Origin of the sequence: uncultured Gordonia sp. (assembly GCF_937858515.1) — a bacterium.
Taxonomy (GTDB): Bacteria; Actinomycetota; Actinomycetes; order Mycobacteriales; family Mycobacteriaceae; genus Gordonia.
The window spans coordinates 23,771-35,640 of the sequence record NZ_CALLZT010000198.1 but is presented as its reverse complement, the minus strand read 5'-3'; the positions used below and the strand labels follow the sequence as shown (position 1 = coordinate 35,640).

The following is an 11,870-nucleotide window of genomic DNA, read 5'->3' as shown; positions in this document are numbered from 1 at the left end:
CCATCGCGATGGGCATCGGCACCTCCGAGGTCGAACACGTGATGGCGACGCAGACGTTGTCGCTCAAGCCGTTCCGCACGATGGCCATCAACGTCGACGGCGAACTCGGGCCCGGTGTCACCAGCAAGGATCTGATCCTGGCCGTCATCGCCAAGATCGGCACCGGCGGTGGCCAGGGATATGTGCTGGAGTATCGCGGCAAGGCCATTGAGAAGTTGTCGATGGAAGCGCGAATGACCATCTGCAACATGTCGATCGAGGCCGGTGCGCGCGCCGGGATGATCGCCCCCGACGAGATCACCTACGACTACCTCAAAGGCCGCGATCATGCTCCCAAGGGCGAGGACTGGGATGCCGCTGTGGCGTACTGGGATTCGCTGCGCACCGATCCGGACGCGCAGTTCGACGCCGAGGTACACATCGACGCCTCCGCGCTGACGCCGTTCGTCACCTGGGGCACCAACCCGGGTCAGGGTGCGCCGCTTGGGGATCGGGTTCCCGATCCCGCGCTCATCCCGGACGAGACGGAGTCACAGGCCGCGGCGAAGGCGCTGGACTACATGGGCCTGGAACCGGGAACCCCGTTGCGGAACGTCAAGATCGACACGGTCTTCGTCGGCTCCTGCACCAACGGCCGCATCGAGGACCTGCGCGCGGTCGCCGGAATCCTCAAGGGGCGCCGCGTCGCCGACGGTATGCGAATGCTGATCGTGCCGGGTTCGATGCGGGTGCGGGCGCAGGCCGAAGAGGAAGGTCTGGGCGAGATCTTCACCGCCGCGGGCGCCGAATGGCGCCAGGCGGGATGCTCGATGTGCCTGGGCATGAACCCCGACCAACTCGCGCCGGGGGAGCGCTGCGCGTCGACCTCCAACCGCAACTTCGAAGGGCGACAGGGCAAGGGCGGCCGGACACACCTGGTGTCCCCGCTCGTGGCCGCGGCCACTGCTGTGCGTGGCACGCTCGCCGCGCCCGCTGATCTGGCCTGACACCGCCGATTCCGAACACTCGTTAGACGACCGAAAGCTCCGACATGCAACCCTTTCTCACCCACACCGGCGTCGGTGTGCCGCTGCGCCGCAGCAACGTCGACACCGACCAGATCATCCCCGCCGTCTACCTCAAGCGGGTCACCCGGACCGGTTTCGAGGACGGTCTGTTCGCCGGCTGGCGTGCCGACCCTGATTTCATCCTGAACAACGAACCGTGGAGCCACGGTTCGGTTCTCGTCGCCGGTCCCGACTTCGGTACCGGTTCGTCCCGCGAGCACGCGGTGTGGGCCTTGTCCGACTTCGGCTTTCGGGTGGTGATCTCCTCCCGATTCGCCGACATCTTCCGCGGCAACGCCGGCAAGGCGGGTCTGGTTGCCGCACAGGTCGAACAGCCCGACGTCGAACTGCTGTGGAAGCGGCTGGAGCAAGAGCCCGGTCTGGAACTGACCGTCAGCCTTGAGGATCGGACGGTGACCGCCGGAGACCTCGTGGTGCCGTTGACGATTGACGACTACACCCGCTGGCGCCTGATGGAGGGTCTGGACGATATCGGCCTGACATTGCGCCAGGTAGAAGCGATTTCCGCGTACGAGAAGTCGCGTCCTTCGTGGAAGCCGACGACACTTCGACAATGATCGGCAACCCTCGGGTATGGGCGTTCCGAACGCCATACCTGAGGGTTTCGAATTCGGCCTCCGGCATACCGCGTGCGCCTTGAGGTTTCGGAAAACATCCCACTAATTCTCGTGGAAGATGGACGTTTTCGGTTCCGACGTTTACCGTGTGTGTTTAGCTGACCATATTCCGATGGTTCACAACGGCTTGCGGAGGTATCCCCATGAACAAGGCAGAGCTCATTGACGAGCTGACCAAGAAGCTCGACGCGGATCGTAAGACCGCCACCGAGGCAGTCGAATTGGTCGTCGACACGATCGTGCGGGCAGTTCATCGCGGCGAGAGCGTCACCATCACCGGCTTCGGTGTTTTCGAGAAGCGTAAGCGCGCACCGCGTGTGGCACGCAACCCGAGGACCGGTGAGACCGTGAAGGTCCGCGCCACCTCGGTGCCGGCGTTCCGTCCGGGTGCCCAGTTCAAGGCCGTGGTCGCCGGTAAGCAGAAGCTCTCGGCCACCGGCCCGGCCGTTAAGCGCGGCAGTGCGACCAGCACCGCGGCCGCCAAGAAGGCCGCCGCGAAGAAGACAACCACAGCGGCGAAGCGGACCACTGCCGCGGCAGCCAAGAAGACCACTACCGCGGCGAAGAAGACCACCGCGACGACAGCGCGGAAGACCACCACCACCGCGGCGAAGAAGACCACGGCCGCGGCAGCCAAGAAGACCACCACCACCGCGGCGAAGAAGACCACCGCGGCGAAGAAGACCACTACCGCGGCAGCCAAGAAGACAGCCGCAAAGAAGGCGCCGGCCAAGACCACCCGTCGCACCAGTCGCTGATCACATCCCGGTCTGAATACGTCAGCCCACTCCTGCCCCGACGGACTTCCCCCGCCGGGGCAGGATCATGTGATCACGGCGTCGGGAGCCGCAGCGCTTGAGGCAAACCCGGTGGGACTGCGGTCGACTTCGGCCAATGGGCTGTCAAAGTAGTCGGCCGACACCAGATTCCGGCCGTCGAGAGTCAGCACCCACACGCTGCCTTTGCGATTGCCCGATTCCGGAAGACCGATGCCGCTGCGCCGCGACCACTCGGTGAGCAGCGGCGGAACCACCTTGCCCTGACTGCATACCGCATGGATCTGGGTGCGGTCGGCGGCGATCTCGGTGATACGGGCCAACGCGGCGTCGGGGTCCGCGCGGTAGCTTTCCTCCGACAACGTCGGCTCGCTCTCGATGCCGGCTCCGAGACGCCCGGCAAGCGGCGCGAGCGTCTGTTCACAGCGCAGCCGATCCGCGGCGTGCAGCACCTGGGCCCCGAATGCCGTCAGCAGCGGCGCCATCGCCTCCGCCTGCTTACGGCCGGTCGAGTCGAGAGGGCGGATCCGGTCATCGCCCGTGAACTCAGATCGAGTGCCCGCCCGCGCATGGCGCACCAGAAGCAGCGTGTGCAGATCGGCGGGGAGCCGGGCGAATTCGTCGAGCACCTCCTGATCGAGCCGGTAGCTGAGCCGTTCGCGCGCGGCGGTGACCGGGAACCACTCCACGCGATCGACCTCGCTGTTGGGTTCGAACGATCCCGACAACGCGCACGCCGACCAGAAACGGACCCGCTTCTCGCCACCCCGTGGCAGCCGGTAGTCGATGTCTCGCAACCAACGTCCCAGCCGGACAACGTGACCGGTCTCCTCGGCGATCTCACGGACGGCGGCGCCCGCGAGTGTCTCGTCGTCGTCGAGTTTGCCCTTGGGCAGTGACCAATCGTCGTAGCGCGGTCTGTGGACCACGCCCACCTCCACCGGCGAATCCCCGGAACCCTTGCGCCACAGCACGCCCCCGGCGGCCCATACCGTCTTGGTGTTCTTGGACATGGCGGATCAGGCGGAACGCTCGGGCCGACGCCGATGACGCTTGATCATCTGCAACTGGTGATCGAGAACCTCCTCGCCGGCGGCGGGTGAGGCCACCCAGCTGCCGTCCGAATGCAGTTCCCAGCAGCGGGTTCGCGGGTCGAAGGCCGACTCGAACATGTCCCGGATCGTGGCCACCGAATGCGCGTCGCGCACATGTACCATCGCCTCGATGCGGCGGTCGAGATTGCGGTGCATCATGTCGGCAGATCCGATCCAGAACTCGTCCTGCGCACCGAAATACAGAATGCGCGAATGCTCCAGGAACTGACCGAGAATCGATCGGACGGCGATGTTCTCGCTGATTCCGGGCATCCCGGGTCGCAGCGCACAGATGCCGCGGACCATCACCTCGACAGGGACCCCGGCCTGCGACGCCCGGTAGAGCGCATCGATGATCTGCTCGTCGACCAGAGCATTGGCCTTCAACTGGACTCGGGCCCGTTCGTCGCCGGCCCGGCGACGCTCGATCTCGATATTGATGCGGTCGACGATGCCCGACCGGATCCCGTTGGGGGCCACGAGCAGGTTGCGGTACTCGGTCTTGCGCGAATACCCGGTCAGCGTGTTGAACAGGTCCGTCAGGTCGGCGCCCACGTCCGGTGCGGCGGTGAACAAGCCCATGTCCTCGTACAGGCGCGCGGTCTTCGGATTGTAGTTTCCGGTACCGATGTGGCAGTAGCGTTTGATCGCCGAGCCTTCGCGCCGCACCACAAGGCATGTCTTGCAGTGGGTTTTGAGTCCGACGAGGCCGTACACGACGTGCACGCCCGCCTGTTCGAGCTTACGGGCCCACCGGATGTTCGCCTGCTCATCGAAGCGGGCCTTCAACTCCACCAGTGCCACAACCTGTTTGCCGGCCTCGGCGGCGTCGATGAGCGCGTTGACGATCGGCGAATCGCCCGACGCGCCCGACGTGCGGTAGAGGGTCTGCTTGATGGCCAGCACCTGCGGGTCGGCCGCGGCCTGCTCGATGAACCGCTGGACGCTGGTGGAGAACGAGTCGTACGGGTGGTGGACCAGGACGTCGCCCTCGCTGAGGGTGGCGAAGATGCTCCGCGGTGTCTCGCGTTCGCCGAACGCGGGATGGGTGGCGGGAACGAACGGTCGGTCCTTCAACTGAGGCTTGTCCAGACCGTAGATCTCGAACAGTGCCGACAGGTCGAGCAGACCGGGCACCTGGATCACGTCGGCCGGATTGACGTCGAGTTCACGCAGCAGCAGCTCGAGCATGTGCTCGCTCATGTCGTCGGCCACTTCGAGCCGCACCGGTGAGCCGAACCGCCTGCGTGCCAATTCCCGTTCGAGCGCCTGTAGCAGGTCTTCGTCGCGGTCCTCGTCGACCTCGAAATCGGCGTTGCGGGTGATCCGGAACGCGTGGCAATCGGCGATCTCCATGCCGGGGAACAGATGCTCGAGGTTGGCCGCGATCAATCGTTCGGTCGGCAGGAAGACAGCGGGCTGGGGGCCGGCGTCCTCGGCAACGGGTTCCGAGATGAGGTCGTCGACACGGACGAACCGCTTGACGTTGTCCGGAACCTTGACACGAGCGAAGTGTTCGGCGCCCTCGGGTGAATCGCGGACCGTGACAGCAAGATTCAGGCTGAGGCTGCTGATGTAGGGAAAGGGGTGCGCCGGGTCGACGGCCAGCGGCGTGAGGACCGGGAACACCTCGTCGTTGAAGTACTCGACGAGCCGATCACGCTGCCGCGCCGACAGATCGTTCCAGCCGACGACGTGAATGTTGTTCTGCGCCAACTCCGGTTGCACCATGTCGAGGAAGACGCGGGCATGCCGGTCGGCGATCGTCTGAGTGCGTCCGGCGATCCGCTGCAGCTGTTCGCGTGGGGACAGACCGTCCGCCGAGCGCACCGACAGGCCCGTCTCGTCGCGGCGTTTGAGGCCGGCGACCCGCACCATGAAGAATTCGTCGAGATTGGACGCGAAGATCGCCAGGAACTTGGCCCGCTCCAGCAGCGGCTGCGAGGTGTCCTCAGCGAGCGCGAGGACTCTGGAGTTGAAGTCCAGCCAACTCAATTCACGGTTGAGGTAGCGATCGTCGGGGAGATCGGTGAGTTCGTCGGGACTGAGCGTCGCCGCCGGCGGGGCCCCCGGGATCGCGACCTCCGGCCCGTCGGCGGGTGGTACGGAGGTGATTGTGTTGACGCTGTCGGGGGCTGCGGTGTCGTCGGCAGGGCTCACCCGTCAATCATGACGCATCGGTGGTCGCGGCGGCACGCGGTGGGTGAACTTTGCGTCGTACCGGTGATTCGCGCACCCGCCGACCTGCTGCCGACCGCCTGAGCGGTCCGCTCACCCACCCCGAGTCCGATGGCGGCGGTCAGGTCCTCGATCGTGTCGACGTCGTTGCGCAGTCCCGCCCAGAGGCTATGTCCGGGGTCGAGTTCGGCGAGGCCGTCGAGGCGGTGCAGCGCAGCGGAATCTGCGCCGAAGCGGGTCTGTGTGGTCAGGTCCGCGTCGCGCACGAGCAGCGCGGTGCCGGTACCGCGACGGTCGGCGACGAACGCCTGACGATGCGATGATGCGGCGGTCAGGGCGGCGCGGATCTGGTCGCCGGTCGCGGCCGGCAGGTCGGCCTGGACAAGTACCAGGCGGCGGACACCGGGCCGGCGCCGGCGAGCAGCGGCCATCGCGTCGGCCATGGCCTGGTTCAGTCCGTCGGCCGGGGTGCCGGGGCGCCCCGGACCGGTCGGTTCGAGCAGTCCGCTCGCACCGCATGCCGCGGCCTCCGCGAGCACCACCGGGTCGGGCGAGATCACCAGTACCCGTGCGCAGCCCGCGGCGTGGATGGCCGCGATGGTGTCGGCGAGCATCGCGATCACCAGGTTGCGGCGGTGGTCGTCGTCCCAGCCCGTCAGCCGGGACTTGGCGTCGGCCAAGGACTTCACGGCCAGGATCGCCACAAATTCGATCGACTGGGTGCTGATCGACCGGGCGTGGGCCGGGTCGGGTAGATGATCCGGCCGGTTGGCTGGCATGGTCATGGCCTCCATCATGGCTGACAGTACGACGGTCTGCGACGGTGCATCGCCGGCCGCCCTGCGGCTACTGTGTCCGGTAGCAGGGGCTGGGCCTTAGAAGACAGGCACCCCGGATGTGTGGACCGGCGAGAGGACATCGTGTGCGTGCGGTTGTGATGGGATCGGGGTCGTGGGGGACGGCGACCGCGAAAGTTCTGGTCGACGCCGGTGTCGACACCACGATGTGGGCGCGCCGGCCGGCGCTCGCCGATGCGATCAACGCCTCGCACACCAACCCCGACTACCTACAGGGCATCGCACTACCCGAGGCGCTGGCCGCGACATCATCGGTGCCGCAGGCGCTGGACGGTGCGGAGATCGTTGTGTGCGCGGTGCCGTCACAATCGTTGCGCGCCAACCTCGCCGAATGGCGCGAGCACCTGCTGCCGACCGCGTCGCTGGTGTCACTGGCCAAGGGAGTCGAGACCAGCACACTGATGCGGATGACCGAGGTTATCGCCGAGGTCAGTGGGTTCCCCACCGATCAGATCGCAGTCCTGAGCGGCCCCAATCTGGCGCGTGAGGTGGCCGAGCAGCAGCCCGCCGCGACCGTGATCGCCTGTCCCGACGAGGACCGCGCCAAACAATTGCAGGCGGCGTTCTCCACCGCCTACTTCCGGCCGTACACCAATACCGACGTGGTGGGCTGCGAAATCGGTGGCGCCGTCAAGAACGTGATCGCGCTGGCCTGCGGCATGGCCGGGGGTATGGGCTTCGGGATGAACACGCTCGCCACCATCATCACCCGGGGCTTGGCCGAAACCATCCGACTCGGGCATGCGCTGGGTGCGCATCCCGAGACGTTCGCCGGTCTGGCCGGGGTCGGTGACCTCGTCGCCACCTGCTCGTCGCCGCTGTCGCGCAACCGTACGTTCGGCGCCAAACTGGGCGAGGGCGCGACGATGGAGCAGGCGCAGGCGGCGACCAACGGTCAGGTAGCCGAAGGGGTCAAATCGTGTGTTTCGGTGCGTGCGCTCGCTCGCAAGCACAGTGTGGAGATGCCGCTGACCGACGCGGTGGCCGCGGTGTGCCACGAGGGTATGTCGACCCGCGAGGCCGTCAGTTCGCTCCTCGGCCGCAGCCGCAAGCCGGAAACCTACGGCCACCCCACCACCTGATCGCCCGGCGATCGGCCATGCTCAGCCGAAGTCGAGCGGGGCGACCGGGAATGTCTTGCTGATGGCCGCGGAGAGATCGGAGATAGGTCCGTTGCCGGCGGTGATCGGCAGCCACAGCGCGACGTAGGGGCGTCGGTCGACGGCCACGTATGCCTGTCCCGACCCTTCGCGGGTGTCGGTCATGAACCACTGCACCGGATTGACCACCTGAAGGCTGCTGGTGGGGGCGAGGTCGCCGGGCCGTTCCACGCCGCAGCGGACCACGATGTCGCCATCGACGCTCGGATAGCGGACCACACCGTCGCCGACCTTCTTTCCCGAGAATCCGTCGAAGCGTTCCGGAAGGGCCGCAACCAGTTTCGCGCATTCGGCCGAATCCGCGTCGGGCGCGGCAAGGGATTGCACCGGGTTCGACGGGCTGTCCGGTTTGAGCGCGGCCACCACGATGAAGAACGTCAGCACCATTATCGGTATCGCGACCAGGGTGGCGATCAGTGCCGGGCTCAGTCGGCGCGGCTCCTGCCGTGGCTGCGTTGTGGCAGGCCGGCCGGGCCGGTTCTGGGATGCTTCGCCGCCGTCGGCGCGTGGGCTGTCGTCGGGCCGCTCGGCTCCTCGGTCGTTCACAACCATCAAGGCTAAACGCGTCGCTGCTTGTGTGACTCCGAGGTGGGTGGTCAGCGGGTGCCGACGACCGGGCAGGTCAGTGTCCGGGTGATGCCGTCGACCTTCTGGATCTGCGGCACGATGTCGTCGGTGAGCCGGGCCGCGTCGGTGGTCTCGACGCGGACGATCACGTCGTACGGGCCGCTGACCTCCTCGGACGAGGACACTCCGCTGATCTCGGCGATCGACGCGGCAGCCAGCGCGGCCCGCCCCACCTCGGTCTGGATCAGAATGTATGCCTGGACCACTCGCGTCCTCCGTCTCCTGCCGGTACGTGGGTACCGGCGCTGTGTCCGACCGACGGCACCGTGGTGACCACCCGGCACCGGCAGCACTGCCGCCCAGGCAGAACGCCGGCACGTGCCGTGCCGACCCCTACACTGTCGCCATATTGTCACCGACAACGCGGACGTGCGCGACTCAAGCAGACCGGCGAGGAGAACCAGTGGAGCCTTCCATACCCGGTCCGATCACTTCCGTGACAGCGGGCCGGACCGTCGGTGACGTGGGCGAACGAGCCGTGCTGGCCGAACTGATCGGGGCCGTCGAGCAGCCGCCGGACGCGGGGGACATCACTGTCGTGGGCACCGGTGACGACGCCGCGGTCTTCGCGGCCACGGGCGAGACCGCGATCAGCACGGACACGATTGTCGAGGGTCGGCATTTCCGGCTCGACCTGTCCTCGCCCCGACAGATCGGTGCGCGCTCGGTGGTGCAGTCGGCTGCCGATGTCGCTGCCATGGGTGCCCGCGTCATAGGCGTCGTCGTGTCGATCGCGGTGCCGCCGTCGACGGCTGTCGAGGTGGTCACCGAGATCAACCAGGGCATTGCCGCGGCTGCCCGGGATCTGGGTGCGGCTGTTCTCGGTGGCGACCTGGTGGCCGCGCGGCAGATCGTGATCACCGTGACCGCGCTGGGCGCCATGGACGGGTTGCGTCCGGTTCTCATCGGTGGTGCCAGGCCCGGCGACACACTCGCCGTCAGCGGTCCGCTGGGGGCCTCGGCTGCGGGACTGGCCGTGCTGTTGTCCGGTCGCCCCGAACTACGAGAGAGGTTCGCCGAGTTCGTTTCCGCCTTCCGGGTCCCACATCCCGACCTCGCACAGGGTGTGGTCGCGGCCCGGGCCGGAGCGCGGGCGATGACCGACATCTCCGACGGACTCATCGAGGAACTGATCACCGTGGCCGACCGATCCGGGGTGCAGGTGGCCGTCGACACGTCGGCCGTGCCGAGGCCCGCCGCGCTCGCCGTGGCCGCCGCCGAACTCGGTCTCGACGAGACCGACTGGGTGCTGACCGGCGGCGAGGATCACCAGCTGCTGGCCGCGTTCGAACTGCCGGGCCAGGTCCCGGGCGGCTGGACGGTCGTCGGTGAGGTGCGTCCGCGCCCCACCGGACCGGACGGGCGCGGCGTCCTGGTCGACGACGCCCCAGTGGGGGCGGTACGGGGCTGGCAATCGTTCGGACCGGGCACATAGGGCGTGTCTTCTGGCGCGGTCCAGGCTGTGTCGGTGGTTAGATCGGGGCATGGCGATCTATGCACTCGGTGACCGTGAACCGGTTTTGGGTAAGGATGCGTACGTGCACCCCGACGCGACCGTGATCGGTTCGGTGACGCTCGGCGACGGGGTGTCGGTGTGGCCGGGAGCGGTGCTGCGCGGCGACTACGGCACCATCTCCATCGGCGCGCGCAGCAACATCCAGGACGGCACAATCATCCACTGCACGATGATCGATGCGACCGTGCTGGGGGAGGGTTGCGTCGTCGGCCATAACGCCCATATCGAGGGTGCGACGATCGGTAACGACGTCCTCATCGCCTCGGGGTCGATCGTGCTGAACGGCTCGGTGATCGGTGACGGCGCGATTGTCGGGGCGGGCGCGGTGATCCCGTTCGGGTTCACCGTCGGACCCCGAGAGATGGCGCTCGGCGTACCGGCGAAGATCCGGCAGGGATACGAGGTTCCCGAGGGTCACCTGGAACTGAACGCCGACATGTACTACGAGAACGCCCAGTACTACCGCAGCGAATTGAGGAGGCTCGATTGAGCCCGAAACCGCTTGCGGAACTGATCGATCCGGGGTGGGCACAGGCGCTGGCACCTGTCGAGCCCATGGTCACGCAGATGGGTCAGTTCCTGCGGGACGAGGTCGCGGCAGGACGTAAGTATCTGCCTGCGGGCGCGAATGTGTTGCGCGCCTTCACCTATCCGTTCGACGACGTGCGCGTGCTGATCGTCGGGCAGGATCCCTATCCCACACCGGGGCATGCGGTGGGGCTCAGTTTCTCTGTGGCACCGGAGGTTTCACCGATTCCGAGGTCGCTGTCGAACATCTACACCGAATACTGTCAGGACCTCGGATATCCGATGCCGGCCAACGGTGACCTGACGCCGTGGGCGAGCAACGGTGTCCTACTCCTGAACAGGGTGCTCACGGTGCAGCCCGGAGAGCCGGGCTCACACCGCAAGAAGGGCTGGGAGCAGGTCACCGAATGCGCCATCAAAGCCCTGGTCGCGCGGGAGGCCGAGCCGCTGGTCGCGATCCTGTGGGGACGTGATGCGGCAAGCCTGGAGGAATGGCTGCCGGAGGTGCCGGTGATCAAATCGGCACATCCGTCACCACTGTCGGCCAGCCGCGGGTTCTTCGGCTCCCGGCCCTTCAGCAAGGCCAACGAGGCGCTCGAGGACCTGGGCGCCGACCCGGTCGACTGGCGTCTGCCCTAACCCCAGTTCGGCTTCCGCTTACCCACGAACGCGTCGACACCTTCGATACCTTCGGGCTGCCCGCTGAGTTCGGAGATTGATCGCGCTTCGGCGATCAGGTGGTCGTCCAGAGAGTTTCCGGCAGAGGCGCTGAGAAGTGTGCGGGCTGCCCGGATCGCGTTGACCGGCCCGGCTGCCAGTGCGTGGGCACGTTCGAGGGCGACGACGTCGACCTGGTCGTCGTCGACTATCTCGGACACGATGCCCCAGTCGAGCGCTTCGTCGGCGGTGATGACCCGGTTGGTGAGGATGACGTTGCGGGCGCGGGCGGCGCCGATGGTGCGGGGCAGTGCCCAGCTCATTCCGCCGTCGGGGGACAGGCCGATGCCGCCGTACGCAGGCTGGAGTTTGGTGGACGGTCCGCCGATGACGATGTCGCCGTGCAGTACAAAACTCATCCCGATTCCTGCGGCCCACTTCTTGGCGGCGACGACCACGGGGATGTCGGCCTCGTAGATGGCGCGGACGAAGGAGTGTGCGTCGTCGGCGAGGCCCCGCAGGTAGGCCGGCCGGTCATCGGCTGTCGCGAAGGCGCGGACGTTGCCGCCGGCACAGAAGTTGGCACCATGTCCGACGAGCAGGAGCACCCGCGCGTCGCGCTGGCCGCGGCCGACGGCCTGCAGGGCTGCTGCGGCGGCGAGGATGGTGTTGCGGGCCATCGCGGTGCCGGCCGCCGGGTCGGAGACGGGAACGATCAGGACGTGACCGTCCTGTGTGACAAGGCCCTCTGACGGGGAATCTGTGTTTGCGGTCATGCCGAGAACACTATCCC

The 11,870-nt window shown here is 67.1% G+C and carries 13 protein-coding genes; 7 read left to right on the top strand and 6 right to left on the bottom strand.

Features of this window, described 5'->3' with window-relative positions; all coding sequences use genetic code 11:
* The 3 genes from Q0627_RS18855 to Q0627_RS18845 form a co-directional block, all read left to right on the top strand.
* Positions 1-986 (top strand): 3-isopropylmalate dehydratase large subunit (locus Q0627_RS18855; protein WP_298811912.1); only part of this gene is annotated, 986 nt, incomplete at its 5' end.
* A gap of 44 nt (positions 987-1,030) precedes the next feature.
* Positions 1,031-1,624, top strand: coding sequence for a 3-isopropylmalate dehydratase small subunit (gene leuD, locus Q0627_RS18850; RefSeq protein ID WP_291016166.1), 594 nt, complete (start codon positions 1,031-1,033; stop codon positions 1,622-1,624).
* 203 nt (positions 1,625-1,827) lie between these two features.
* Complete coding sequence (locus tag Q0627_RS18845; protein ID WP_291016167.1) at positions 1,828-2,442, top strand: HU family DNA-binding protein; 615 nt, start codon at positions 1,828-1,830, stop codon at positions 2,440-2,442.
* 65 nt (positions 2,443-2,507) lie between these two features.
* Here Q0627_RS18845 and Q0627_RS18840 read toward each other — a convergent pair whose 3' ends face one another.
* From Q0627_RS18840 to cofC, 3 genes are read right to left on the bottom strand one after another with little or no spacing between them, the layout of a single operon-like run.
* The gene (locus Q0627_RS18840; protein WP_291016168.1) at positions 2,508-3,473 is read right to left on the bottom strand and encodes an NUDIX domain-containing protein; all 966 of its coding nucleotides are present in this window, start codon (positions 3,471-3,473) and stop codon (positions 2,508-2,510) included.
* 6 nt (positions 3,474-3,479) lie between these two features.
* Positions 3,480-5,714 (bottom strand): RNA degradosome polyphosphate kinase, encoded by a 2,235-nt coding sequence (locus tag Q0627_RS18835; RefSeq protein WP_291016169.1) that lies wholly within the window; start codon positions 5,712-5,714, stop codon positions 3,480-3,482.
* On the bottom strand, positions 5,711-6,517 hold the full coding sequence (gene cofC / locus Q0627_RS18830; protein WP_291016170.1) for a 2-phospho-L-lactate guanylyltransferase: 807 nt from the start codon (positions 6,515-6,517) through the stop codon (positions 5,711-5,713). The genes Q0627_RS18835 and cofC overlap by 4 nt, the downstream gene beginning before the upstream one ends.
* Positions 6,518-6,654: 137 nt before the next feature.
* On the opposite strand from cofC, the gene Q0627_RS18825 reads away from it, so the two are divergent.
* Positions 6,655-7,671, top strand: coding sequence for an NAD(P)H-dependent glycerol-3-phosphate dehydrogenase (locus Q0627_RS18825; RefSeq protein ID WP_291016171.1), 1,017 nt, complete (start codon positions 6,655-6,657; stop codon positions 7,669-7,671).
* 21 nt (positions 7,672-7,692) lie between these two features.
* Here the strand turns inward: Q0627_RS18825 and Q0627_RS18820 are convergent, their stop codons facing one another.
* A complete protein-coding gene (locus Q0627_RS18820; RefSeq protein WP_291016172.1) occupies positions 7,693-8,301 on the bottom strand; it encodes a DUF3515 domain-containing protein in 609 nt (202 codons plus the stop codon).
* A gap of 44 nt (positions 8,302-8,345) precedes the next feature.
* The gene (locus Q0627_RS18815; protein WP_291016173.1) at positions 8,346-8,582 is read right to left on the bottom strand and encodes an Lrp/AsnC ligand binding domain-containing protein; all 237 of its coding nucleotides are present in this window, start codon (positions 8,580-8,582) and stop codon (positions 8,346-8,348) included.
* 197 nt (positions 8,583-8,779) lie between these two features.
* Here Q0627_RS18815 and Q0627_RS18810 point away from each other — a divergent pair, with 197 nt between their 5' ends.
* From Q0627_RS18810 to Q0627_RS18800, 3 genes are read left to right on the top strand one after another with little or no spacing between them, the layout of a single operon-like run.
* A complete protein-coding gene (locus Q0627_RS18810) occupies positions 8,780-9,811 on the top strand; it encodes a thiamine-phosphate kinase (protein ID WP_291016174.1) in 1,032 nt (343 codons plus the stop codon).
* A gap of 49 nt (positions 9,812-9,860) precedes the next feature.
* Positions 9,861-10,382, top strand: coding sequence for a gamma carbonic anhydrase family protein (locus Q0627_RS18805; RefSeq protein ID WP_291016175.1), 522 nt, complete (start codon positions 9,861-9,863; stop codon positions 10,380-10,382).
* A complete protein-coding gene (locus Q0627_RS18800; protein ID WP_291016176.1) occupies positions 10,379-11,059 on the top strand; it encodes a uracil-DNA glycosylase in 681 nt (226 codons plus the stop codon). Before Q0627_RS18805 ends, Q0627_RS18800 begins: the two co-directional genes overlap by 4 nt.
* Here Q0627_RS18800 and Q0627_RS18795 read toward each other — a convergent pair.
* Positions 11,056-11,853 (bottom strand): enoyl-CoA hydratase/isomerase family protein, encoded by a 798-nt coding sequence (locus tag Q0627_RS18795; RefSeq protein WP_291016177.1) that lies wholly within the window; start codon positions 11,851-11,853, stop codon positions 11,056-11,058. The two genes, Q0627_RS18800 and Q0627_RS18795, sit on opposite strands and share 4 nt — an antisense overlap.
* Positions 11,854-11,870 lie beyond the last annotated feature (17 nt).